At 63.5% G+C, this 23,317-nt stretch carries 24 protein-coding genes and 1 pseudogene; 23 read left to right on the top strand and 2 right to left on the bottom strand.

The features are described 5' to 3' along the window. Positions 1–4 precede the first annotated feature (4 nt). From mraY to ACYQ0Z_RS09325, 18 genes and pseudogenes are all read left to right on the top strand, one after another. Positions 5–970, top strand: coding sequence for a phospho-N-acetylmuramoyl-pentapeptide-transferase (gene mraY, locus ACYQ0Z_RS09410; RefSeq protein ID WP_459867209.1), 966 nt, complete (start codon positions 5–7; stop codon positions 968–970). Continuing rightward, positions 967–2,346, top strand: a complete 1,380-nt coding sequence (gene murD / locus ACYQ0Z_RS09405; RefSeq protein WP_459867206.1) for a UDP-N-acetylmuramoyl-L-alanine--D-glutamate ligase — start codon at positions 967–969, stop codon at positions 2,344–2,346. Before mraY ends, murD begins: the two co-directional genes overlap by 4 nt. Before the next feature lie 58 nt (positions 2,347–2,404). Continuing rightward, a complete protein-coding gene (gene spoVE / locus ACYQ0Z_RS09400) occupies positions 2,405–3,499 on the top strand; it encodes a stage V sporulation protein E (RefSeq protein ID WP_459867203.1) in 1,095 nt (364 codons plus the stop codon). A 40-nt stretch (positions 3,500–3,539) separates the two neighbouring features. Then, a complete protein-coding gene (gene murG, locus ACYQ0Z_RS09395; RefSeq protein WP_459867200.1) occupies positions 3,540–4,652 on the top strand; it encodes an undecaprenyldiphospho-muramoylpentapeptide beta-N-acetylglucosaminyltransferase in 1,113 nt (370 codons plus the stop codon). Positions 4,653–4,750: 98 nt separating this feature from the next. Further along, positions 4,751–5,650 carry a UDP-N-acetylmuramate dehydrogenase gene (murB, locus tag ACYQ0Z_RS09390; protein ID WP_459868852.1) on the top strand — a complete coding sequence of 300 codons (900 nt, stop codon included), beginning with the start codon at positions 4,751–4,753 and terminating at the stop codon, positions 5,648–5,650. A gap of 116 nt (positions 5,651–5,766) precedes the next feature. Beyond that, entirely contained in the window at positions 5,767–6,510 is a 744-nt protein-coding gene (locus ACYQ0Z_RS09385; protein WP_459867197.1) for a cell division protein FtsQ/DivIB, read from the top strand. Positions 6,511–6,652: 142 nt separating this feature from the next. Beyond that, positions 6,653–7,888: a cell division protein FtsA gene (gene ftsA, locus ACYQ0Z_RS09380; protein ID WP_459867194.1), complete on the top strand. Its 1,236-nt coding sequence runs from the start codon at positions 6,653–6,655 to the stop codon at positions 7,886–7,888. 12 nt (positions 7,889–7,900) lie between these two features. Next, positions 7,901–8,983, top strand: coding sequence for a cell division protein FtsZ (ftsZ, locus tag ACYQ0Z_RS09375; RefSeq protein ID WP_459867191.1), 1,083 nt, complete (start codon positions 7,901–7,903; stop codon positions 8,981–8,983). A 158-nt stretch (positions 8,984–9,141) separates the two neighbouring features. Further along, positions 9,142–10,062 (top strand): annotated as a pseudogene (spoIIGA, locus tag ACYQ0Z_RS09370) (sigma-E processing peptidase SpoIIGA); the annotation flags it as partial. After that, a complete protein-coding gene (gene sigE / locus ACYQ0Z_RS09365) occupies positions 10,041–10,763 on the top strand; it encodes an RNA polymerase sporulation sigma factor SigE (RefSeq protein ID WP_459867188.1) in 723 nt (240 codons plus the stop codon). The pseudogene spoIIGA and the gene sigE, both read left to right, overlap by 22 nt. A 68-nt stretch (positions 10,764–10,831) precedes the next feature. Next, a complete protein-coding gene (gene sigG, locus ACYQ0Z_RS09360; protein WP_459867185.1) occupies positions 10,832–11,608 on the top strand; it encodes an RNA polymerase sporulation sigma factor SigG in 777 nt (258 codons plus the stop codon). 133 nt (positions 11,609–11,741) lie between these two features. Then, positions 11,742–12,026 (top strand): PRC-barrel domain-containing protein, encoded by a 285-nt coding sequence (locus tag ACYQ0Z_RS09355; protein ID WP_459867182.1) that lies wholly within the window; start codon positions 11,742–11,744, stop codon positions 12,024–12,026. A gap of 113 nt (positions 12,027–12,139) precedes the next feature. Next, on the top strand, positions 12,140–12,952 hold the full coding sequence (pgeF, locus tag ACYQ0Z_RS09350; RefSeq protein WP_459867179.1) for a peptidoglycan editing factor PgeF: 813 nt from the start codon (positions 12,140–12,142) through the stop codon (positions 12,950–12,952). Positions 12,953–13,014: 62 nt separating this feature from the next. Then, the gene (locus ACYQ0Z_RS09345; RefSeq protein ID WP_459867176.1) at positions 13,015–13,740 is read left to right on the top strand and encodes a YggS family pyridoxal phosphate-dependent enzyme; all 726 of its coding nucleotides are present in this window, start codon (positions 13,015–13,017) and stop codon (positions 13,738–13,740) included. A 6-nt stretch (positions 13,741–13,746) separates the two neighbouring features. Continuing rightward, positions 13,747–14,187: a cell division protein SepF gene (locus ACYQ0Z_RS09340; protein ID WP_459867173.1), complete on the top strand. Its 441-nt coding sequence runs from the start codon at positions 13,747–13,749 to the stop codon at positions 14,185–14,187. Positions 14,188–14,211: 24 nt separating this feature from the next. After that, positions 14,212–14,490: a YggT family protein gene (locus ACYQ0Z_RS09335; protein ID WP_459867170.1), complete on the top strand. Its 279-nt coding sequence runs from the start codon at positions 14,212–14,214 to the stop codon at positions 14,488–14,490. After that, the gene (locus tag ACYQ0Z_RS09330; RefSeq protein WP_459867167.1) at positions 14,487–15,263 is read left to right on the top strand and encodes a YlmH family RNA-binding protein; all 777 of its coding nucleotides are present in this window, start codon (positions 14,487–14,489) and stop codon (positions 15,261–15,263) included. Before ACYQ0Z_RS09335 ends, ACYQ0Z_RS09330 begins: the two co-directional genes overlap by 4 nt. A 76-nt stretch (positions 15,264–15,339) precedes the next feature. Next, positions 15,340–15,816, top strand: coding sequence for a DivIVA domain-containing protein (locus ACYQ0Z_RS09325; protein ID WP_459867164.1), 477 nt, complete (start codon positions 15,340–15,342; stop codon positions 15,814–15,816). Between the two features lie 124 nt (positions 15,817–15,940). Here ACYQ0Z_RS09325 and ACYQ0Z_RS09320 read toward each other — a convergent pair whose 3' ends face one another. Next, a complete protein-coding gene (locus tag ACYQ0Z_RS09320) occupies positions 15,941–17,110 on the bottom strand; it encodes a DDE-type integrase/transposase/recombinase (protein WP_459865126.1) in 1,170 nt (389 codons plus the stop codon). A gap of 232 nt (positions 17,111–17,342) precedes the next feature. On the opposite strand from ACYQ0Z_RS09320, the gene ACYQ0Z_RS09315 reads away from it, so the two are divergent. From ACYQ0Z_RS09315 to ACYQ0Z_RS09305, 3 genes are all read left to right on the top strand, one after another. After that, entirely contained in the window at positions 17,343–17,492 is a 150-nt protein-coding gene (locus ACYQ0Z_RS09315; RefSeq protein ID WP_459867161.1) for a hypothetical protein, read from the top strand. Between the two features lie 178 nt (positions 17,493–17,670). After that, positions 17,671–20,457, top strand: a complete 2,787-nt coding sequence (ileS, locus tag ACYQ0Z_RS09310) for an isoleucine--tRNA ligase (protein WP_459867158.1) — start codon at positions 17,671–17,673, stop codon at positions 20,455–20,457. 192 nt (positions 20,458–20,649) lie between these two features. Further along, entirely contained in the window at positions 20,650–21,027 is a 378-nt protein-coding gene (locus ACYQ0Z_RS09305; RefSeq protein WP_459867155.1) for a PH domain-containing protein, read from the top strand. A gap of 5 nt (positions 21,028–21,032) precedes the next feature. Here the strand turns inward: ACYQ0Z_RS09305 and ACYQ0Z_RS09300 are convergent, their stop codons facing one another. Continuing rightward, complete coding sequence (locus ACYQ0Z_RS09300) at positions 21,033–21,878, bottom strand: alpha/beta hydrolase family protein (RefSeq protein WP_459867152.1); 846 nt, start codon at positions 21,876–21,878, stop codon at positions 21,033–21,035. Between the two features lie 156 nt (positions 21,879–22,034). On the opposite strand from ACYQ0Z_RS09300, the gene ACYQ0Z_RS09295 reads away from it, so the two are divergent. Continuing rightward, positions 22,035–22,790 (top strand): yteA family sporulation protein, encoded by a 756-nt coding sequence (locus ACYQ0Z_RS09295; protein WP_459867149.1) that lies wholly within the window; start codon positions 22,035–22,037, stop codon positions 22,788–22,790. Positions 22,791–22,860: 70 nt separating this feature from the next. Next, positions 22,861–23,313, top strand: coding sequence for a signal peptidase II (lspA, locus tag ACYQ0Z_RS09290; RefSeq protein ID WP_459867146.1), 453 nt, complete (start codon positions 22,861–22,863; stop codon positions 23,311–23,313). The last annotated feature ends 4 nt before the right edge of the window (positions 23,314–23,317 follow it).

Below are 23,317 nucleotides of genomic sequence, written 5' to 3'. Positions count from 1 at the left end.
AGAGATGGACGCACGGATCCTGTTGTTCTCCTTGATCGCTGCTTTTCTCATCGCGGTATTGCTCGGTCCCCTGTTCATTCCCCTGCTGCGCCGCCTGAAGTTTGGCCAAAGCATTCGCGAGGAAGGGCCCCAGGGCCACCGCAAGAAAGCGGGCACGCCGACGATGGGCGGCACGATCATTTTGCTTGCTCTCACCCTGTCGGTGTGGAAGTTTGCCAACCCAACGTGGGAACTGAAAATGCTGCTCCTGGTATGTCTGGGCTTTGGCGCCGTGGGCTTTGTGGACGACTTCATCAAGGTGGTCATGCGGCGCAACCTGGGGCTGACCGCCAAGCAGAAGTTGTTCGGGCAACTCCTCGTGGCCTTTCTCTTTTTCCTCATGCTGCAAAAAACAGGTTATTCCACGACCGTGTACGTCCCGGGCACCGACTGGGGCGTTGATCTGGGCTGGGGCTACCTGCCCTTTCTGCTGTTTCTGGCCGTGGGGACGGCCAACGCGGTCAATCTCACCGACGGGCTGGACGGGCTTTTGGCCGGTTCCAGCGCCATTGCCTTTGGCGCGTACGCCGTGATCGCTTCGGCCTTCAGCATGGCCGACGTGGCCGTGTTCTGCGCGGCCACCGTTGGGGCAGTGCTGGGGTTTCTTGTGTTTAACGCGCACCCGGCCAAGGTGTTCATGGGCGACACCGGCTCCCTGGCCTTGGGCGGCGCGTTGGCCGCTGTGGCTGTGTTGACGAAGACGGAACTTTTGCTTGCGCTCATCGGCGGGTTGTTCGTCATCGAGGCCCTGTCGGTCATCATTCAGGTGATTTCCTTTAAGACCCGCGGCAAACGCATCTTCCGGATGAGCCCCATCCACCACCATTTTGAGCTGAGCGGTTGGTCGGAATGGCGCGTGGTGGTGACTTTCTGGCTGGTGTCCGCGCTCTTTGCCGGGGCCGGCCTGTATCTTGAGGTGTTTTCCGGATGAAAAACGTCAAGCATCTGACGGGCGCGCGCGTTCTCGTTCTGGGGCTGGGGGAAAGCGGGTATGCCGCCGCTGTGTTGCTGAGCCGCTTGGGCGCGCATGTGGTCGTCAACGACCAAAAGCCGCGGGATGCCGTACCGCTGTGGAAAGTGACCGACCTGGAACGGCGCGGCGTCTCGGTGGTGTTGGGCTCCCATCCGGAAGGGATTGTGCACGCCGGACTGGACTGGGTGGTGAAAAACCCGGGCATCCCCTATTCGGCACCGCCCGTCCAGCAGGCGCTGGCGCTGGGGATTCCCGTGATCACGGAAGTGGAACTGGCCTACTGGGTTAGTCCCGCGCCGATCATCGGCATCACCGGATCCAACGGGAAGACGACGACCACCACGCTGGTCGGGCACATGTTGCGCACCGATGGCCGTGACGTTGTCGTCGCCGGGAACATCGGGCGGGCGCTGTGCGCGGCGGCGGCGGACGTGCGACCCGATCAACTGCTGGTTGCCGAGCTGTCCAGCTTTCAACTCCTCGGCACCTGCACGTTCCGCCCATGGATTGGCACTGTGCTGAACGTATACCCCGCCCACCTCGACTACCACGGAACCTTTGCCGACTATCAGCGGGCCAAGGGGCGGCTGTTTGCCAACCAGACGGGTGCCGACCACGCCGTGGTGAACGCCGACTGTCCGGCGAGCGCCGAATTGGCGGCGGGCACCCGGGCGACGGTGTGGGCGTTTAGCCGCCAGCGTCCGGTGGAACGCGGCGTGTACCTGCGTGGTGACGCGGCGGTCTTTCGCGGGGACGGACCGGAGGAGGTCCTGTTTGGCGTCGGCGACATCGCGCTGCCCGGCGCGCACAACGTCGAAAACGTGCTTGCCGCGGCACTGATCGCCCGCCTGGCCGGCGCATCGGCGGCGGCCATACGGGAGGCGGTGCGCACATTCCGAGGCGTCGAGCATCGCCTGGAGTTTGTGCGCGAAGCGGGCGGGGTGCGCTTCTACAACGACTCGAAAGCCACCAATCCCGAGGCGACGAAACGCGCCCTGGACGCCTTTGACGCGCCGATCGTGTGGATCGCTGGTGGTCTGGACCGCGGCCTTTCCTTCGACAGCCTCATCCCGTCGCTCCGGGCACGCGTCAAGGCTGTGGTGGCGTACGGGCAGACGGCCGAAAAGATATTGGAAACGGCCCGCCGTGCGGGGGTCGACCGCCGCGCCCGGGTCGAGACGGTGGAGGAAGCGGTGGTCGCGGCCTATTCCTTCGCTGCGCCGGGCGATGTGGTGCTCCTGTCGCCGGCTTGCGCCAGTTGGGACCAATTTTCCTCGTTCGAGGAACGCGGGCGCATGTTTAAGACGGCGGTGCATAGGTTGATACCGAAATAGGAGCCTGTACCCATCGACCGGCTTCCCGACGACACGGGCCGGAGAAGGAGGCGGCGGGATGAAGACGCGCACCGCACCGGACTGGCTGATCCTTCTGCCCACCCTGGGCCTCTTGGCCATTGGCGTGATCATGGTCTACAGCGCCAGCGCGGTGCTGGCCCACCACGCCTATGGCGACAGCCTGTATTACCTGAAGCGCCAGCTTCTCTTCGCGCTGCTCGGGGTACTGGCCCTGTTCGTGACGATGAACATCGACTACTGGACCTGGCGGCGCTACGCCAAGGTTGGCCTGCTGGCCTGTTTTCTGCTCCTCATCATCGTGCTCATTCCCGGGATTGGGCTGGTCCGCGGCGGTGCGCGGAGCTGGATCGGCGTCGGGGCCTTCTCTCTGCAGCCGTCGGAGTTTACCAAGCTCGCGATGATTCTCTTCTTGGCCCGGTACCTGTCGGAGCGACAGAAGCGCATCACTTCCTTCTGGCGCGGGCTTTTGCCGCCCCTCCTCCTTGTCGGGGCGGCCTTCGGGTTGATCATGTTGCAACCGGACCTGGGGACGGGGACCGTGCTGCTGGGCACCTGCGTCGTCATGCTGTTTGCCGCCGGGGCGCGCCTCGCCCACCTGTTCGGGCTGGCGCTGGTCGGCGCGTGCGGATTTGCTGCCCTCATCCTCGCCGCGCCGTACCGCATCAAGCGGATCACCGCCTTTCTCGATCCGTGGCAGGACCCGCTGGGGGCGGGCTATCACCTGATCCAGTCCCTCTATGCCATTGGTCCCGGCGGCCTCTTGGGCCTTGGGCTCGGGGCAAGCCGGCAGAAGTTCTACTACTTGCCCGAACCGCAGACGGATTTCATTTTCGCCATTTTGGCCGAAGAACTGGGTTTTCTCGGCGGTGCCCTCGTGCTTGTGCTCTTTATGTTGCTCCTGTGGCGGGGGATGCGCACGGCGATCACGGCGCCTGACCTGTTCGGCAGCCTGGTGGCGACGGGTATCGTGGGCATGATCGCCCTGCAGGTGGTGATCAACATCGGTGTCGTCACCGGCATGTTCCCGGTCACGGGCATCACGCTGCCGTTTCTCAGTTATGGGGGATCGTCGCTGACCCTGGTGCTGACCGCCGTCGGGGTGCTGCTGAACATTTCGCGGTACGCCCGGTAAGCAGGAGGGCGGCGCCCCTGATGAAAGCGGGGTGAAATCCATGCGTTTGGTGGTAACCGGAGGCGGAACGGGAGGGCACATCTTCCCCGCTTTGGCTTTCGCCCGCGAAGCGCAGCGCCGCATCCCGGGAACCGAGGTGCTGTACATCGGTTCGGCGCGCGGGCTGGAGAACGGCCTTGTCGAGAAGGCGGGGTTTCCATTTGTGGCCATTGAGATCAGCGGCTTTCGCCGGCGGCTGTCCTGGGAGAACGTAAAAACGGTGTGGCGATTTCTCAAAGGGGTCCACGCGGCCAAGCGGACCCTTCGTGCATTTTCACCGGATGTGGTGTTGGGGACGGGCGGATACGTGGCCGGTCCGGTGGTGTTCGCCGCCAGTCGGCTCGGCATTCCCACGGTCATTCATGAACAGAACGTCGTACCGGGGCTGACGAATCGCTTTCTGGCGCGCGTGTCCGACCTGGTTGCCGTCTCGTTTCCCGGCACGGAACAGGCGTTTCCCCGCGCGCGCAACGTGGTGGTGACGGGCAATCCGCGGGCGACGGAAGTGGCCAGCGCCGACGGGGAAGAGGGCCGTCGCGCCCTCGGCGTGCCGGCGGACAAGCGGCTGGTCCTGGTCGTCGGCGGCAGCCGCGGGGCGCGGCCGATCAACGATGCCATGCTGGGGGCGCTGGACCGCTTGGGCCGCTGCGGCGACCTGCACGTTGTCTACGTCACCGGTGAAGCCCACTACGATACGGTGCGGGCGGCGGCCGGCGGCAGGATTCCGCCGAACGTGACACTTGTCCCCTTTCTCTACGATATGCCCGCTGTGCTGGCCGGGGCGGACCTCTTCGTGGGGCGGGCCGGGGCCACGACGCTGGCGGAGATTACCGCTCTTGGCGTGCCCAGTGTGCTGATCCCGTCGCCCTACGTGACCAATAACCACCAGGAGAAAAACGCGCGGCGGCTGGAGGCGGAAGGGGCGGCCGTCGTGTTGCGGGAAGCGGAACTGACGCCCCAGCGGCTGGCGGAGACGGTGCTGGCCCTGTGCGCAAACCCCGAGGGCTTGAAGGCCATGCGTGCGGCGGCGCGGCGCCTCGGCATTCCCGACGCGGCGGCGCGGCTATGGGCGGCAGTGGAGACCCTGCTGGCCGAGCGCCGCCGGATCCGCTGACGTGAACGAATCGGCTGCGGCCACATACGATGATTCCAAACCGCGTGGGGGAGGACGCGTGCGGTACGGCGAGGAGGGATGGCGCGGTGTACGAGCAGATGATACGGGAACTCAAGGAAGCGGATGTCGGCCGGGTGACGCTGGCTGAGCCCCTGGCCCTCCATACGACGTGGAAGATTGGTGGGCCCGCCGACGTGTGGGTGGAGCCGAAAGATGTCGCGGCGCTCCAGCGCGTGCTGGCCATTGTGAGCGCGCACGGCGTCCCGTGGACGGTGATTGGGCGGGGATCCAACCTCCTCGTCCGCGACGGAGGCATTCGCGGGGTCGTGCTGAAATTGGACAAGGGGTTTGACTACATGTACGTGGAGGGCGACCGGGTGCGGGCCGGAGCGGCCTTTTCGGTCATCCGCCTGGCCGTGCTCGCCGGAAAAGAGGGGCTGACGGGGCTCGAGTTTGCCGGCGGGATTCCCGGGTCCGTCGGCGGGGCAGTGTACATGAACGCCGGGGCGCACGGGTCCGATGTCTCGCGCGTGCTGAAGGAGGCGACGGTGCTCTTTCCCGATGGCACGGTGCGCACGCTGACCAACCGGGAGCTGGCGTTCCGGTACCGCACGTCGCTTCTGCAGCAGCAGCCGGGCATCGTCTTGGAAGCCACGTTCCAGCTGGCCGCCGGCGACCGCAGGGAGATCGCCCGCGTGATGGCCGAGTACAAGGACCGGCGCCGGCGTACGCAGCCCCTCAAGCAGCCCTGCGCGGGGAGCGTTTTTCGCAATCCGCCCGGCGACTATGCCGGCCGGCTGATCGAATCGGCGGGCCTCAAGGGGTATCGCATCGGCGACGCGCAAATCTCTCCCATTCACGCCAACTTTATCGTCAACCTGGGACAGGCCACCGCGCGCGACGTTCTCGCCCTGATCGAGCACGCGCAGGAAACGGTGGACAAGCGCTTCGGGGTGCTCCTGCAGCCGGAAGTGCTCATCATCGGGGAACCGGCGTAGCGCGTCCCGTGACGCAGGTCCGGTGGCAGAACGGGAAAAAGGGCTCCTTGCGTGCCGCCCAGGCGTTGCTATAATGAAACTAGCGCGCGTTGCCTGGCTCCCAAAGGGTGGTGCACATGGAACGGATTCCTCAGGTAAAACCCGTACGCCGTCGCAAGGTGAACCGGAGGGCGCTTATCTTCGTGGCCCTCTTTTTTCTTTCCATTTCCACCTTCCTGTTTGTCCGCTCGCCGTATAGCAAGGTTCATGCCGTGCACGTAACGGGGACGCGGTTTCTTTCGTCGGAAGAAGTGATCCGCCAATCGGGGCTGGTGCCGGGCCATACGCTGATCTTCTTCTCGCCGGATCGCGTGCGCGAGCGCCTTGCCCGGCTTCCGGAGGTGAAGGAGGCCGCGGTGGCGTGGCGTTGGCCCAACGAGGTGGAGATCGCCGTAACGGAGCGGACCGTGCTGGCCTATGTGGTGCAGGACGGCCGGCATGTCCCTCTGCTCGAAGGCGGCGTGCTCCTTCCCTCCCGCGCCGGAGAGGGGCCGTATGAGGACCTGCCCCTGGTCACCCGTTGGGAGGACCCGCGGCGTCTTCCGCAGCTTGCCGCGGGGCTGGCCCGGCTTCCCCAAGCGGTGCGGGAACGACTGTCGGAGATCCAGCTGGTCCCGACGGCAGCCTACCCGGATCGCGTGCGCCTCTTTACGCGCGAGGGGTTTGTGGTCTACACGTCGCTGGCGCACATGGCGGACAAGCTGACGGTGCTGCCCCGGCTCCTCGACGACCGCCTGCGGGAAAATCCGCAGGAGCGCGGCACGTTTTACCTGTTTGACGCCATGTGGTACGAAGGAACGGCTTCGACGGCAGACGAGTAAGCGATCCAACCATAGGGCTCCGAACGGAACGCGAATGTGATCACCTTCGAGCCATTTGCGATTTTTATGGGAAAAAAGAGGGGAAAGGCCCGCTCCTGTTGAATGGTACTAGTAATGCAGGTTGGGTAGGAGGTGCCACCGATTGCGCTACGGCAACTATCTGGTCAGCTTGGACATCGGGACCTCACGGATTCGCGTGATCATCGGAGAAGTCAAAAACGGCTCGATTCACATCATCGGGGTGGGCACGGCGATTTCCGAAGGGTTGAAAAAAGGGGCCATTGTTGACATAGATCAAACGGTGCAGGCCATTCGTACCGCCGTCGAACATGCGGAGCAGATGACCGAGGTTCCCATACACGAGGTGTTTGTCGGCATCTCCGGCGACCATGTCCAACTCGTCTCCACGCAGGGTGTCGTGGCCGTTTCCGGAGAAGACCGGGAGATTCGCGACGAGGACGTGCTCCGTGTGATGCAGGCGGCCAAGGTGGTGGCCATTCCTCCCGAACGGGAGATTGTCGATGTCGTCCCTCGAGAGTTCATCGTCGACGGTCTGCGCGGGGTAAGCGATCCCCGGGGGATGATTGGTGTCCGCTTGGAAATGGATGGGTATCTCATTACCGGCGCCAAGACGGTGATCCACAATCTCATCCGCTGCGTTGAACGCGCCGGCCTCTCGCTTGCCGGCCTCTTTTTGGAACCGCTGGCCGTGGCCGAAATCGCCCTCACGAAGGATGACCGCCATTTGGGTGTGGCGCTTGTTGACGTGGGCGCCGGCGAGACGCAGGTGGCCCTGTTCCAGCACGGCGACCTGGTGAAGATGGGCACGGTGCCCCTCGGCGGCGACCACGTGACCAACGACATCGCTTATGGCCTGCGTACGACCACTGAAGAGGCCGAGCGGGTCAAGTTGAAGCATGGATGCGCGCTGATCGACGAGGCGTCGGAGACCGAAACGTTTCGCGTTACCAGCATCGGTTCCGATCACGAGGTGGAGTACAACCAGGTGTACCTGGCGGAAATTATCGAGCCGCGCATGGAGGAGATCTTCCTTCACGTGCGCAAAACGGTACTGGACATGGCCGGAAAAGACCCCGCCGGCGGCTACGTGTTGACGGGCGGCTCGATGGCAATGCCCGGCGTGTTGCGGCTGGCCCGTGAGACGCTGGGCGCGGCGGTGCGCGTTGCCATCCCCGACTACATAGGCGTGCGCGACCCCGCCTTCACCACGGGGGTTGGCCTGATCCAGTTTGCGGCAAGGCAAATGGCCCGCCTCGGGGCGTACGAGGCGGCGGCCACCAAGCCAAAGAAGCGCGCGGCCAAAGGATCGTCCGGTGTGTTTGAACGCGTGAAGAATTGGTTGAGCGAGTTTATTTAAGGGGGAACCGTTATGTTCGAGCTCGATTTCGAAATGGATCAGCTTGCGCAGATCAAGGTCATCGGCGTTGGGGGCGGGGGATCCAACGCTGTGAACCGCATGATCGAAGTGGGTGTTCAGGGTGTTGAATTCATTGCCGTCAACACAGACGCGCAGGCCCTGAAGCTATCCAAAGCGCCCGTGCGCCTGCAGATCGGGGAAAAGCTGACACGCGGGCTTGGCGCGGGTGCCAATCCGGAGATTGGAAAAAAGGCGGCCGAGGAGAGCCGCGAGATGATCGAAAACGCGCTGCGTGGCGCCGACATGGTGTTCGTGACGGCGGGCATGGGCGGCGGCACGGGAACGGGAGCGGCACCGGTGATCGCCGAGATCGCCCGCGAGCTGGGCGCCCTGACCGTCGGCGTGGTGACGCGTCCCTTCACCTTTGAGGGGCGCAAGCGGGCGGCCCAGGCGGAAAGCGGCATTGCCGCGCTGAAGGAAAAGGTGGACACGCTGATCGTCATCCCCAACGACCGGCTGCTGGAGATTGTCGACCGCAACACGCCGATGCTTGAGGCGTTCAAAGAGGCGGACAACGTGTTGCGCCAGGGCGTGCAGGGGATTTCCGACCTCATCGCCGTTCCGGGTCTGATCAACCTCGACTTTGCCGACGTGAAGGCGATCATGAAGGAGCGCGGCTCGGCGCTTATGGGCATCGGCATCGCGTCGGGTGAAAACCGCGCCGCCGAAGCGGCGAAAAAGGCCATTTGCAGCCCGCTTCTCGAGACGTCGATCGACGGGGCGAAGGGGGTGCTGATGAACATTACCGGTGGCACCAACCTCAGCCTGTACGAGGTGAACGAGGCGGCCGACATCGTTTCCTCCGCCGCCGACCCGGACGTGAACATGATCTTCGGGGCGGTCATCAACGAGGACCTGAAGGACGAGATCATCGTCACCGTCATCGCTACCGGCTTCGACGAGGCCAAGAAACCGGCTGCACCGGTCCGCACGCCGCTGTCGGAGCCGGAGCGCGGCGATTTCCGCCACCTGTCGTCGGCGACCGACAACCTCGACGTGCCGACGTTCCTGCGCAACCGCAACCGGCGCAAATGAGGTTGCGGGTTTGCACAGGGAAATTGGCGTCGAGTCCTGCCATCAGGACTCGATTTTTTTTTGTCCCGGCTCGACGCGTTTTCCCTCCGTGCCCCAGGGACGCTGTGCTACGCTGAGGGTACGCGCATAGGGGGTGACGGCGTGGGGTCGTTTACCTCGACCTGGTGTTTTTGCTGAATGTGGTGGCCGATTGGCTGCTCCTGTACCTCACGGCGCTATTTCGCAAGCGAACGGTCCGCCTGTGGCGCTTAACGGCGGCGGCGACGGTGGGCGCCGCCTATGCCTTTGTGGTGCTGCTCCCACCCCTGCCGGCCATGGCCCTGGTGTTGTTGAAAGTGCTGTTTTCCGCCACCCTCGTCGCGCTGGCCTTTGGCCGGGGCAGCCTGCCGACGTTTTTTGCCGATCTGGGGGTTTTCTACATGGTCTCCTTCATGGCCGGTGGCGCGGTGTACGGATTGCGCTTTTTGTTCGATTCGCCCGTTGCCGTCAAAAACGGTGCCCTGGTGACGGGCGGGCATCCGGCCGTGCAGTGGGGCTGGATTGTGGGCGGCCTGGCTGTGATCGGATACTTGGCCCGCAAAGGATACGGAGCGATCGAGACAGGCCGCCTCCAGGCGGCGTCGCGCGTCCGGGTCACGATATGGATCGACGGAAAAGCGGTCACCTGTCCCGGACTGGTCGATACGGGCAACCGGCTGCAGGATCCCCTGTCCGGCCGCCCCGTTCTGATCGCCGAAGCGGAAGTTCTGGCGCCCCTCTTTCCGGCCCAATGCCCGCCGCCTTTGGAAAGCGAAAGGGGGGACACCTGGTGGGAACGCCTGCCCGACGCCTGGAAGGCGCGGGTGCGCCCTGTTTGGTTCCGGACGCTCTCCGGCGGTGGGGGGATCTTGTGGACGGTTCGTCCCGACCGGGTGGTCATAGCCCAGGGCGACCAAGCATATCATTCCACTGACGTGCTTGTCGGTTGGCAATCGGCTCCTCTTTCCAGCGACGGACAGTTTCGTGCCATTGTCCACCCGCACCTGCTGCGCCAGTCCCTTGCGAAAGGAGGACAACCATGTTCGCCCGATTCCGCTTGAGCCTCCGGCTGTGGTGGCTCCGTCTGCTGTTCCGGTTCGGTTTGCGATCCGACGAGGTGTACTACATCGGGGGACACGATGTCCTGCCGCCTCCGCTGACAAGGGAGGAAGAGGAGGCCCTGCTGCAGCGCCTGCCGAGCGGCGATCCCGCCGTGCGGTCTATGCTCATCGAGCGCAACCTGCGCCTGGTGGTGTACATCGCCCGCAAGTTTGAAAACACGGGCATCCATATCGAGGACCTGATCAGCATCGGCACGATCGGCCTGATCAAAGCGGTCAACACCTTTGATCCGGAGAAGCGGATCAAATTGGCGACCTACGCGTCGCGGTGCATTGAGAACGAGATCCTGATGTTCCTCCGCCGCAACAACAAGGTGCGCTACGAGGTGTCCATCGACGAGCCTCTCAACGTCGACTGGGACGGCAACGAACTTCTCCTGTCCGATGTACTCGGCACCGACAGCGACGCCATCTACCGCAACGTTGAGGAAAAGGTGGACCGCACCCTGCTCAAAAAGGCCCTCGAGAAGCTCAGCGAGCGGGAGCGGCTGATCATGGAACTGCGATTCGGGCTGCGCGGCGGCGAAGAGATGACGCAAAAGGATGTCGCCGACCTGCTCGGAATTTCGCAGTCGTACATCTCGCGCCTGGAGAAGCGCATCCTGAAGCGGCTGCGCAAGGAGTTCAACAAGATGATGTGAGGACGCATAGTTTCCCTCCCCGCGGGGATACTGTCCAGTAACGCTCCGCTTTGGGAGGGAAACGCACATTGAGTCGAAACAAGGTGGAAATCTGCGGTGTGGAAACCTCGACGTTGCCGGTCCTGACGAACGAGGAGATGCGCAAGCTGTTTCGCGAGCTGCAAAGCGGAGACGAGTCGGCGCGGGAAAAGCTGATCAACGGCAACCTGCGGCTGGTTCTCAGCGTGATCCAACGGTTCAACAACCGCGGCGAATGTGTGGACGACCTGTTTCAGGTCGGGTGCATCGGGTTGATGAAAGCGATTGACAACTTCGACCTTTCCCAAAACGTCAAGTTTTCCACCTACGCCGTGCCGATGATTGTCGGTGAGATCCGCCGCTACCTCCGCGACAACACCCCGATCCGGGTCTCACGCTCGCTGCGCGACATTGCCTACAAGGCGCTGCAGGTGCGCGACCAGCTGACGAACAAGCACTCCCGCGAACCGTCGATCCAGGAAATTGCCGATGTGCTTGGCGTGCCGCCGGAGGAAGTGCTCTACGCCCTGGACGCCATTCAGGATCCCGTTTCCCTCTTCGAACCCATCTACCAGGATGGGGGCGATCCCATCTACGTGATGGACCAGATCCGCGACGAACGGCACAGGGAAGTCCACTGGGTCGAGGAGATCGCCCTCCACGAAGCGATGAGCCGACTGAGCAAACGGGAACAGCTGATCGTGTCGATGCGCTTTTTCGAAGGCAAGACCCAGATGGAGGTGGCCGAAGAGATCGGCATCTCCCAGGCCCAGGTGTCACGCCTGGAGAAAGCGGCCATCGCCCAAATGCAAAAATACGTGAACTGATAATGCCTCCTACCGCACCGCCTCCGGGTGCGGATTTTGTTTTTTGCAGGAGTGCACGCGCGATTTCCGCGATCAATTCCGGCGCCTCCGCCACATATACTGAAGGGACAGCGTGGGAGAAGGGGGGCCTACCGTGCTCAAGGCGTCGGAATTTCAGACCAAGGACGTGGTCAACGTCAGCGACGGCCGGCGCCTCGGCCAGGTCCACGATCTAGAGCTGGATGTGGTCAGCGGGCGGGTGCAGGCGATTATCGTACCGAGCGGGGGCAGGCGATTTGGCCTCTGGGGGGGAGGTGGTAACGAGTACGTCATCCCCTGGCGAAACATTGTGAAGATCGGCAAGGACGTCATCTTGGTGCGCCTGGACAGCGGGTATGAGGAGAAACCGATTCGCCGTTCCCCCGAGGAAGAGGGGTAGCGGCCATGTCCCCCGCCCCGGAGGATCCGCGACGCGGGGGTGTCGGCGTGCGTGCAACCGCTTCCCGCGCCGTGCCATGCGGGTGTGGTAAAATGAAGGGGGGTGGCGGGACCATGGAACCCTTTGTGTGGCAGGAAAACGGACTCTTTCGCCTTGCAGCATGGGAACAGGCCTATCCCGTTGTGGCCGGCATGACGTCGCGCGTGGGTCCGGACGGCGGGCCGGAACCCTTCAACCTCGCCCTGCACGTAGACGACGACCCGCAACGCGTGGTGGCCCGGCGGGAGGCCCTGTGCCGGGTGCTCGGCTTGCCGCCGGAGGCGTTTACCTGTGCCGAGCAGGTGCACGGCAATCGCATCGTCCGCGTCACGGCGCAGGATCGGGGGCGCGGACGCCTGGCACGCGAGACGGCGTTCTCCGCCACCGACGGAATGCACACCGACGTCCCGAATGTCCTGCTGGCCGCGTTTTTTGCGGACTGCGTGCCGCTTTTCTTCCTGGATCCGGTCCGGCGGGTGATTGGTATTGCCCATGCCGGATGGCGCGGCACGGTGCTGGACGTGGCCGGGGAAATGGTGCGCAGCCTGGCCGTCCACTACGACACGCGGCCCCGGGATCTCCGCGTGGCCATCGGACCATCGATCGGTCCGTGTTGCTACGAAGTGGACGAGCGGGTGGCCGCTGCGCTGCGGACAACCTTTGGCGACGATGTCCCCGCCGGGGTGCTCACCGCCAAAGGCGGGGGCCGTTACTGGCTCGATTTGCGCCGGGCGAACCAAAAGTTGTGCGAACGAGCAGGAATTTTGCCGGAAAACATCGAAGTCACGTCTGTGTGCACGTCGTGTGCGACAGGCCGCTTCTTTTCCCATCGTGCGGAAAAGGGGCGCGCCGGGCGCATGGCCGCGTTTGTGGCATGGACCGGATAACCGCCTCTGAACGGTTCACGGAAGAGATTCCATCGCGCGAAATCCCGTGCGAGGTGAACGGTGTGACCCTAGCCGAACGGCTTGCGGCCGTCAAGCGCCGCATCCAGGAGGCATGCCGGCGCAGCGGTCGCCGCGAGGACGAGGTTACCCTGGTGGCCGTCACGAAATACGTCGACGCCGAAACGGTGCGCGCGCTGCTCGATGCCGGGGTGACCGATGTCGGCGAAAACCGCGTTCAGGACGCGGTGCCGAAATGGGAAGCCCTCGGTGGGCGCGGCGTGTGGCACTTTATTGGCCGCCTGCAGACGAACAAGGTCAAGGACGTCGTTGGACGTTTCGCCTATATCCACTCCCTCGACCGCATGACGCTTGCGGAAGAATTGGAGAAACGGGCGCGGCAAAAGGATACCGTCGTGCGCTGCTTTTTGCAGGTGAACGTGTCGGGTGAGGCCACCAAGGCCGGCGTTCACCCCGACGAGCTGGTCGAGTTTGCCCGCGAGGTGGCCAAGCTGTCGCGCCTGCGCGTGGTCGGCCTGATGACGATGGCGCCGATCGTTGACGATCCGGAAGAGACCCGTCCGGTGTTCCGTGCGCTGCGCGAGTTGCGGGACGCCCTGCGCGACCAGGGCATCCCGGGCGTTGACCCGGTGCACCTGTCGATGGGCATGTCCGGCGATTTTGAGGTGGCGGTGGAAGAAGGGGCTACCTTTGTACGCATCGGCTCGCTTTTGTACAAGCCGGATCCGGGGACGCCCGCGGGCGAACCGGGGCAGAAGGAGGAGGGGTGACGAACGATGGGTATGATGAACCGGTTGATGGGATTTTTTGGGCTGCAGGACGAGGTGACCGAGGAACGCGTCCTGATCACCCAGGAGGAAGCGGAGGAAGAGGAAACGCCCGCCGTGGTGTCGCGGCCGGTTCGGGGCCGGGGGAATGTGGTAAACCTGCACGCCGTGCGCTCGGCCGGCGCGCAGGTGATCCTTTGCGAGCCGCGTTCCTATGAGGAAACCCAGGAGATTGCCGATCATCTGCGCAACCGCCGCACGGTGGTGGTCAACCTGCACCGGGTGACGCCGGAGATGGCCAAGCGGATCATCGATTTCCTCAGCGGAACGGTATACGCGATTGACGGGCTGATCCAGAAGGTCGGGCCGCAAATCTTCCTGTGCGCCCCGGACAATGTGGAGGTGCACGGGACGATCACCCTCCCCGACACGCACAAGTTGGAACGATAACCGACGCATGCTGTGAGGTGGCTTATGGCTGACGTCATTCGCCAGATCGTCGACATCGCCTTTGAGGTGTACATGTTCCTCATTTTTGCCTATGTGCTGATGTCGTGGCTGCCGCAGCTCCGGGAGACACCCCTCGGCGAGCTGCTGGGCCGGTTGGTAGAACCGTACCTCCGCCCCTTCCGGCAGATGATCCCGCCGATCGGCCTGTTTGACCTGTCGCCGATTGTGGCCGTCTTTGCCCTGTACTTTGCGCGCATCGGCGTGCATACCGTGCTCAACCTGCTGCTGGGCGGTGCGGTATGAGCGACCGGCTTTCCCATTTTCGCCCCGAAGAACGCCCCTTCGCCGAACGGTGCCTGGAATGGGCAGAGACGGTCGCCGCGCGGCGCACGCCCAAGCTGACGCTGTTTCTCGACCCCCGCGAAAAGTGGATCCTGCGGACCCTCATCGGCGGACGGACTCCGGTGTCCGTCTCGTTTTTTGGCGGGTACGACGGAGCGGAGCGCGAACGGGCCTTGATCCATCCCGATTTCTGGTGGCCGGAGCCGAGCGACTTTCGCGTCGCCGCTCTCGCGGTAGAAGCCGATCGGCGGTTTGTCCGCCTGACGCATCGCGACGTGTTGGGATCGCTCGTGTCCCTTGGCCTCAAGCGCGACGTGTTCGGCGACATCCTCCTCACCGAGGCTACCTGCCACGTGCTGGTGGCGGAAGACGTTGCCCCCTACGTGACCCAGCACCTGACGCGGATTCACCAGACGCGCGTCCGCGTGGAACCGATCCCCCTCGAGGCCCTGCGCGTCCCCGAGCCCGAAACGGAGGAGGAGACCCATACCGTCGCCTCGCTGCGCCTGGATGCCCTCGTCGCCGCCGTGTGGCGGCTTTCCCGGGGCAAGGCCGTCGAACGCATCCGTGCCGGCGACGTGAAGGTGAACTGGCGCATCGCCGACGACCCCGACGAGACGTTGGGCGAGGGGGATGTCGTGTCGGTGCGCGGGTTCGGCCGTTTTCGCGTCGCCGAGGTAGGCGGCCCGACGCGAAAAGGCCGCCTCGTGGTGCGGATTTCCAAGTATTGCTAAACCGGCAGGACAGCAGGAGTTTTTCAAAACCTGTCGAATACTCTCCGTCGAACGTTCGCGATGGAGGTGTCGAGCGTTGCCCCTAACGCCGCTGGACATTCACAACAAGGAATTCAGTCGCGTCTTCCGCGGGTACGACTGCGACGAAGTGGACGAGTTCCTCGACCAGGTGATCAAGGATTACGAGGCCCTGATCCGCGAGAACAAGGAACTCGAAGCCAGGGTGCGTGAGTTGGAGGAGAAGCTCGCGCATTTCACGAACATCGAGGAGAGCCTGGGCAAGTCCCTCCTGGTGGCCCAGGAGACGGCCGAGGAAGTGAAGATGAACGCGCGTAAGGAAGCGGAGCTCATCGTCAAGGAAGCGGAGAAGAACGCCGACCGGATCATCAGCGAGGCCCTGGCCAAATCGCGGCAGATCGCCATGGAGATCGAGGAGCTGAAAAAGCGTGCCGCGGTGTACCGGACGCGCTTCCGCAACCTCCTGCAGGCGCAGCTCGACCTGCTCGAAAGCGACGAGTGGGATCAGCTCATTTTGAACGAAGACGCCTCGTGACGCGCCCAAATCCCGTGTCAACTCACATAAAAACCTAACCGAAGTGAAACCGATCCCTCACGTAAAAACCTAACCGAATACTCTTGGCAAGAGGCTCCCTCAGGTAGGAAAATGGAGTTGAGGTCTACCCGACCTCAAGAGGTTCTTGGTTAGGTGGCTCGGGGGAGGGAGCCCAAGGACCCCGAGCCACGATTTTTTCGAGCTGATCATGAAGATCGAGCGGGTTGAGCGTTTCAAACTGAGCCTTGAGCACGTGTTCCATCTCCGGTTTTAAGGCGCCGCTTTCGATCAGGCGTTGGAAAGGCGTGCGGGCTTGGTCGAAGCGTTTGCGAATGCGCTTGCCTTCGTAGGATTTTTCGACGACCTTGCGGGTGGGCAAAAAGAGATTGGCGTAGGGGTCGAGGAGGGCATAGACGGCGTTGAGCCACTCCACAGCCTCTGGGGTGTCGTAGCGGGCATAGCCCACGATCTCGCGAACGAACTGGCGGTTTTTCTGTTCGACATGGGGGTTGTCGTTTTTGCGGTAGGGACGGCTGCGCATAAACGCAATTCCTTTTTGCCTGCAGAAACGGAGGAGATGATGGTTCAAGAACTCGGAACCGTTATCGCTGTGGAGGGTATGGACAGCTGTAGGCCACTGCGAGAGGATGGATTCCAAGGCAGCGAAGACGGCTTTTTGGCTTTTGCCGAGGATGGCCTGGCGGCGGCTGTAGCCGGTGACCATGTCGGTAACCGACAAGGTGCAGGCGAACTGGCCGGACGAGTCGCCGCCATTGTGTTCGACGAGATCGATTTCCAGGGCGCCGGGGCGGGATTCGTTCCAAGGGAGCCGGCCTGCAGGGATGTCCCTTTTCAAGCGATTGGTGGGTTTGGGGCGCATAAAGCGTCTGGGTTTGGGCGAATCGAATTCCTTCAGGCGCCGAGCGAGCGTAGATCGGCTGATTTGGGCGAGTTGCTGGCGGATGAGCGAGGTTAAGCGAAGTTTTCCATGGCGTTCTAAATGCTCGGCAGTCGGCAGGAGGACCGGATGGAGGCGTTCGGCACAAGGGTAGTCAAGGGCTTCCCAAACGGTTCGGATGACAGGGAGCGCTTCTTGATACCGCTTGGGCCGTTTGCGCCGGATCTGTTTGGGTTTCCACTCCGGGCCGTTGAGAACCTGGATAGCGTACTTGCGGTGATACCCCAGCACGCGCGTGACTTCATCGAGAATGCGCGACTTTTCTTTTCGGGACGAGGCTTTGGCATACCATTTCCGGATTTGCGTAAGGTATTCGCGACGGCTTTGGAGAGACATGGTCACGTCACATCCCCCTCGGTAAGATTTCGATGTGAGTGATCCAGTCTCCCTTCGGTTAGATTTTAGCTGAGCGATTGCGAATCCTTGACCGAACGGCCGGATTTCCGTATAGTATAGGAGAAACTCGGCAATCCTGAAGATTGTCTCTTTAACTCAACCACCTGCATTGGCCAACGACGATGAGTGGGACGAGTAGCCGCTGTGGCCAACCCCAAGCGAGCCGGGGAGGGTGGGAGCCCGGCGGTGGCAGGCGGTGAACATCCCCCACGAGTCGCCTCCCGAACGGCGCGTGCGTCCATCGTCCGAGGCAACGGCCACGTTTGGTGCCGGAAACGGCGGCCGCTGGATCGGACGATGCCCGCAGTTTGTCGCCCAGTAGGGAGAGCCGGGTGATGCCCGTTACGCATCGCGGAGGGGGAAGCGGCCCGTCGCATTCCGAAGGGCCGTTTCCAACTAGGGTGGTACCGCGGGAAGCCTTCTCGCCCCTAGGGCGCGAAGGCTTTTTGTTTTTCCGTTGACGGTGGTTCCATCACCATTTGCAGGACGGAGGGACGGCTATGGACTACAGCAAGACGCTCAATCTGCCGCAGACGGACTTCCCGATGCGCGCCAATCTGCCGAAACGCGAGCCGGAGATCCAGCGCTGGTGGGATGAGATTGACATCTACGAAAAGGTGCAGGCGCGCACGAAAGGGCGGCCGAAGTTCATTCTCCACGACGGCCCTCCGTATGCCAACGGGGACATCCACATCGGCCACGCCCTGAACAAGATCCTCAAGGACATCATTGTCCGCTACAAGTCGATGAGCGGGTATGACGCCCCCTACGTGCCGGGCTGGGACACCCACGGGCTACCCATTGAGCATGCGGTTGTGACGAAGGAGGGCGTCGACCGCAAGGCGATCCCCATTCCCGAGTTCCGCAAGAAGTGCGCCGAGTACGCCCTCTCCTACGTGGAGCGGCAGAAAGCCCAGTTCAAGCGCCTCGGCGTGCGCGGCGACTGGAAGAACCCCTATATTACCCTCAAGCCGGAGTACGAAGCGCGACAGATCCGCGTTTTCGGCGAAATGGCCAAGAAGGGGTACATCTACAAGGGGCTGAAGGCCGTTTACTGGTCGCCGTCGTCGGAGACAGCCCTGGCTGAGGCGGAGATCGAGTACCGCGACAAGCGCTCGCCGTCGCTGTACGCCCTGTTCCCGGTGGCCGACGGCAAGGGCAAGGTGCCGGAAGACGCCTTTGTCGTCATCTGGACGACAACGCCGTGGACGATTCCGGCGAACCTCGGCATCGCCGTGCACCCGGAGTACGATTATGTGCTCGTGCGCGCGGACGGCAAGCGGGTCGTCCTGGCCAAGGAGCTCCTGGAGAATGTGGCCCAAACGGTCGGCTGGCGCGATCCGGAGGTGGAGGCCACGTGGAAGGGGAAGGAGCTGGAGGGGGTCGTTTGCCGCCATCCCTTCTATGACCGGCCGTCGCCCGTCGTGCTGGGCGAACATGTTACCCTCGATGCGGGGACCGGCTGCGTGCACACGGCGCCGGGTCACGGCGAGGAGGACTTCGAGCTCGGCAAGAAGTACAACCTCGGCGTGCTGTGTCCGGTGGACGAGAAGGGGTACATGACGGAAGAGGCCCCGGGCTTTGAGGGGCTCTTCTACGACGACGCCAACAAGGTGGTTACGCAGAAGCTGGAGGAAGTGGGCTGCCTCCTGCACCTCGGCTTCATCACCCACCAGTACCCCCACGACTGGCGGACGAAGAAACCGGTCATCTTCCGCGCCACCGAGCAGTGGTTCGCCTCCATCGACGGTTTCCGCCAGGAGCTGCTCCGCGCCATCCAGGATGTCAAGTGGATCCCCAAGTGGGGGGAGACGCGCTTGTACAACATGGTGGCCGAGCGCGGCGACTGGTGCATCTCCCGACAGCGGGTGTGGGGTGTGCCCATCCCCATCTTCTACTGCCAGGCCTGCGGCGAGGCGATCATCACCGACGAGACGATCGACCACGTGGCCGAGCTTGTGCGGCAGCACGGCTCCTCGGTGTGGTTTGAGCGCGAGGAGAAGGACCTCCTGCCACCGGGCTTTGTCTGCCCGCACTGCGGCGGCAGCACCTTCCGCAAAGAGACGGATACGATGGACGTCTGGTTTGACTCCGGCTCCAGCCACGAGGCGGTGCTGCGCGAGCGCGAGGACCTCACCTGGCCGGCGGACCTGTACCTCGAAGGGTCGGACCAGTACCGCGGGTGGTTCAACTCCTCCCTCACCACGGCGGTGGCTGTCTACGGCCGGGCTCCGTACAAGGCGGTGCTCAGTCACGGTTTCACCCTGGACGGCGAGGGGCGGAAGATGTCCAAGTCCCTGGGCAACGTCATCGCCCCGCAGGATGTGATGGATAAACTGGGCGCCGACATCCTGCGCCTGTGGGTAGCCTCGGTGGACTACCAGGCCGACGTGCGCATCTCCGACGCCATCCTGGCCCAGATCGCCGAGGTGTACCGGAAGATCCGCAACACCTTCCGCTTCCTCCTCGGCAACCTGAAGGACTTCGACCCGGTCGCCGACCGCGTGCCGGACAACCAGCTTGAGGAGCTTGACCGCTTCATCCTGGCGCGCAACGAGCGCGTCAAGGCACGGGTGCGGAAGGCTTACGACGCCTACGAGTTCCACACCGTCTTCCACGCCGTGCACAACTTCTGCGCCGTCGACCTGTCTGCCTTCTACCTTGACGTGTGCAAGGATCGGCTGTATGTTGAGGCGGCATCCAGCCCGCGGCGCCGCGCGGCCCAGACGGTGCTCTACAACATCCTGCTCGACCAGGTGAAGCTGATCGCGCCGATCATCCCGCATACGGCCGACGAGGTGTGGCGGCACATCCCCGGTGTGGAGGAAATCAGCGTGCAGCTGACCGACATGCCGGAAGTGCGCGCCGAGCGGCTCGACGAGGCGCTGGAGAAGAAGTGGGAACGCTTCCTCGAACTGCGCCACGAGGTGATGAAGGCTCTCGAGGAAGCGCGTCGCCAGAAGGTCTTCGGGCATTCCCTTGGCGCGGCGGTGGACCTGTATCCCGAGCCCCACGTGCACGACTTCCTGGGGCAGTTTGACAACCTGGCCGAGCTGTTCATCGTGGCCAGGGTGACGCTGCACGCGCCGGACGAGGTGGCACCCGCCGACGCCCTGAAGCTGGAGGGCCTTGCCGCGAAGGTGACGCCGGCCCCGGGCGAAAAGTGTGAGCGCTGCTGGACGGTGACGCCCGACGTGGGGCAGGACGCCGACCACCCGACCCTCTGCCCGCGGTGCGCCACCATTGTAAAGACGCACTACGCCCACGTGCTGCAGGAACAACAATAATTGGCAAGAATCGGCGGCAGCCGGACACGGGCCGGAACGCCATTTTCCCGTTCCGGCGCTGCGATCTTCGCGATCGATGGCACAACGCGCCCACCGTTCCGGGAAAACCCGGTCGGTGGGCGCGTGATTTGTCAGGGCGTAGGATGTAGGATAAGGGGAGAAGCCATCCTACGGGGAAAGGAGCGAGTAAGAATGGGGCTGTTTAACGGGTTGATGGGCAACGCCCAGGAGATCGACCCCGCGGTGGCGCAGAAGGAGCTGGCGCCGGTCCTCGCCGATGACGAGCGGATCGAGAAGGCGTACAAGGTGCTGCGCGACGCCTTCGTCTTCACGAACAAGCGGCTGATCCTGATTGACAAGCAGGGCCTGACGGGGAAGAAAACGGCTTACCACTCCATACCCTACCGCAGCATCACCCGCTTTACCGTGGAAACGGCCGGGTTGTTTGACGCCGACGCCGAACTCAAGATCTGGGTTTCTGGCCAGGCCGAACCGATTACCAAGGAATTCAAGAGCAGCACGAACATGCACGCCCTGCAGAAAACGCTGGCGAAATACGTGGCGAAATAAGCCGCTTAGGCTAGCGCGCGGCGGAGGAAGCCAGCCGTCAGCCGCAAAGCCTCCTCCAGATGGGGCGTGGGTCCGGCGAAGGGGTGGACAGCGCCAAAGGTGTGGTCCGCCCCTTCGATGACGCGGAAGGTGTGGTGCGGAGCGGCCGCCTGCAGGGTGCGGAAGCCCTCCACCAGGCGAGGGTGGTCGCGATCTCCCTGGATGAGCAGCACGGGAATGGTCAGGGCGGCCAGCTTGCGGGGGATGTCGAAGCGCGCGCGATTCTGGCGGATGTCGTCCAGCACAACGGACCGGATCGGCATCAGCTGGCCCGTGCGCGCGTTGCGAATGTAGGCGATGCCGTCGCGCGCGAGGGCCGCCTTCGTTGTTTCGTCGAAAATGTCGACATCGGCGATGCCGTTCCAGGTCACAACGGCCCTGACCCCGGGACAGCCGGCCGCGAAAAGGATGCTGTTGCCGCCCCCGCGGCTGTGGCCGAGGAGGGCGATCCGCTCGGGATCAAAGTGGGAGGCCAGGGGAAGCCGGCCGCTCGTGACGCGGGCAAAGAGGGCGGCCAGGTCGGCCTGCTCGCGGGAATAGGTGTTGATGGCAAACTTGTCGAGTTCGTCAAAATCGACGCGGTTGACGCCGTTGCAGGAGAAGTTGAAGGTGATGGCGACAAACCCGCATCGGGCCAGTTCCTCACCGACGTACGGAAAGAAACCCCAATCCTTAAATCCCTTGAAACCGTGACAGAGGATGACGATCGGCTTCCGCTGCCCGTCGTCAACGGCCCGCACCTCGCCTCGGAGGGTGAGGTTGTCGCCGACGGCGAAGGCGAAGGGGGCTTGGGTCACCGCCCGTTTGGTCATGCAACCGCCTCCTTGTTGGGAAGGTTTGCCGCGCCTGGCGCGGTAACGCCATTGTACCACGCGGATGCGGAGCGGAAAGGGGGGCATGCGGTCGGTCCGGTTGGTGCCGGCGAAAACGGCGCATACTAGGGTCATCCTGATACGAGGAGGACGACCATGGATCGGGCACAGCTGGCCCATTTTCGCAAGCAGCTGGAACAGGAACGCGACGCCATTCGCCGGCGGCTTTCGGAAAACGACCACTACGGCCTAGCCAGCCCCCTGGCCATGACCACCGGTGAGCTAGCGGCCTACGACAACCACCCGGCCGATCTGGGGTCAGAGGTGTTTGAGCGGGAGAAGGACATCGCGTTGCTCGAGCATGACGAACGGCAGCTCGAAGCCATCGAGCAGGCGCTGGCGCGCATCGAAAAGGGCACATACGGGATCTGTGATGTGTGCGGCAAGCCCATTCCCCTCGAGCGGCTCGCGGCCGTTCCCACGGCGCGTACCTGTGTGGGCTGCGCCGCCGACGGCCACGTATCCGAGCGCCGGCCGGTGGAGGAAGAGGTGCTGGCGCCGCCCTTTGCCCAAACCTTTGACGTAGGCAACGAAAGCGTGGTGTATGACGGCGAGGATGCGTGGCAGGAAGTGGCCCGCTACGGGACGTCGGAGCCCCCGGACGTTTTCCGAGACGGACACGATTACGACCACCTCTACCTGAATGCCGATGAGCCCGTGGGCTATGTGGATCCGGTGGAAGGGTTTGCCTTCGTCGACGAGGAGAGGGGCGACGTCGACTTCGTGCGCAACGAGGTATACGACGCCTATGTCGCGGCCGGCGAGGGCGACGGGACCAACATGGTTGGAGCCGAGGAGGCACGCATCCGCCACCTGATCGAGCGCGTCGAGGAGATGGACGACGGGCGGTAGCGCGTTGTCCCGCCTCCCCTGTTGTGCTACAATGGCAACGTCACCTTGTCCACGACGGGGAGGAAGGGCATTGTGGCCGTACGTTGTCGCCGCATCGGTCTTGGCTGTTGACCAGCTCACCAAATGGGCCGTGATCCGCTTTATGGAGATCGGCGAGAGCATCCCGATCTGGGACGGCGTGTTCCACCTGACGAGCCACCGCAACCGCGGCGCCGCCTTTGGCATCTTGCAGGGCCAGCGGTGGCTGTTTGTCTTGATCGCCGCGTTGGTGGTGATCGCATTGGCGGCCTATCTGCCCCGGGTGCGACGCGATCGCCCCCTCGGGACGGTGGCCTTGGCGCTCCTCTTGGGCGGAGCCTTGGGCAATCTGGTGGACCGCATCCGGTTCGGCGAAGTGGTCGATTTCCTTGACGTACGCCTCATCAATTACCCGATTTTCAATGTGGCGGATTCGGCCATTGTCATCGCGGGGACGCTGCTCTTGTGGGACATGTGGAGAACCAGTCGCAAGGCAACCGGGTGAGGCC

It is taken from the genome of Calditerricola yamamurae (assembly GCF_054654135.1).
Note: the sequence above shows the minus strand (reverse complement) of the source record. Positions and strands in the feature narration are given on the sequence as shown.

What these genes read in the sequence shown, in the direction of transcription:
- mraY (WP_459867209.1), top strand. Translation starts at nt 5, where the DNA reads ATGGACGCACGGATCCTGTTGTTCTCCTTGATCGCTGCTTTTCTCATC.
- murD (WP_459867206.1), top strand. Translation starts at nt 967, where the DNA reads ATGAAAAACGTCAAGCATCTGACGGGCGCGCGCGTTCTCGTTCTGGGG.
- spoVE (WP_459867203.1), top strand. Translation starts at nt 2,405, where the DNA reads ATGAAGACGCGCACCGCACCGGACTGGCTGATCCTTCTGCCCACCCTG.
- murG (WP_459867200.1), top strand. Translation starts at nt 3,540, where the DNA reads ATGCGTTTGGTGGTAACCGGAGGCGGAACGGGAGGGCACATCTTCCCC.
- murB (WP_459868852.1), top strand. Translation starts at nt 4,751, where the DNA reads ATGATACGGGAACTCAAGGAAGCGGATGTCGGCCGGGTGACGCTGGCT.
- ACYQ0Z_RS09385 (WP_459867197.1), top strand. Translation starts at nt 5,767, where the DNA reads ATGGAACGGATTCCTCAGGTAAAACCCGTACGCCGTCGCAAGGTGAAC.
- ftsZ (WP_459867191.1), top strand. Translation starts at nt 7,901, where the DNA reads ATGTTCGAGCTCGATTTCGAAATGGATCAGCTTGCGCAGATCAAGGTC.
- sigE (WP_459867188.1), top strand. Translation starts at nt 10,041, where the DNA reads ATGTTCGCCCGATTCCGCTTGAGCCTCCGGCTGTGGTGGCTCCGTCTG.
- pgeF (WP_459867179.1), top strand. Translation starts at nt 12,140, where the DNA reads ATGGAACCCTTTGTGTGGCAGGAAAACGGACTCTTTCGCCTTGCAGCA.
- ACYQ0Z_RS09340 (WP_459867173.1), top strand. Translation starts at nt 13,747, where the DNA reads ATGGGTATGATGAACCGGTTGATGGGATTTTTTGGGCTGCAGGACGAG.
- ACYQ0Z_RS09335 (WP_459867170.1), top strand. Translation starts at nt 14,212, where the DNA reads ATGGCTGACGTCATTCGCCAGATCGTCGACATCGCCTTTGAGGTGTAC.
- ACYQ0Z_RS09330 (WP_459867167.1), top strand. Translation starts at nt 14,487, where the DNA reads ATGAGCGACCGGCTTTCCCATTTTCGCCCCGAAGAACGCCCCTTCGCC.
- ACYQ0Z_RS09320 (WP_459865126.1), bottom strand. Translation starts at nt 17,110, where the DNA reads ATGTCTCTCCAAAGCCGTCGCGAATACCTTACGCAAATCCGGAAATGG.
- ileS (WP_459867158.1), top strand. Translation starts at nt 17,671, where the DNA reads ATGGACTACAGCAAGACGCTCAATCTGCCGCAGACGGACTTCCCGATG.
- ACYQ0Z_RS09305 (WP_459867155.1), top strand. Translation starts at nt 20,650, where the DNA reads ATGGGGCTGTTTAACGGGTTGATGGGCAACGCCCAGGAGATCGACCCC.
- ACYQ0Z_RS09300 (WP_459867152.1), bottom strand. Translation starts at nt 21,878, where the DNA reads ATGACCAAACGGGCGGTGACCCAAGCCCCCTTCGCCTTCGCCGTCGGC.
- ACYQ0Z_RS09295 (WP_459867149.1), top strand. Translation starts at nt 22,035, where the DNA reads ATGGATCGGGCACAGCTGGCCCATTTTCGCAAGCAGCTGGAACAGGAA.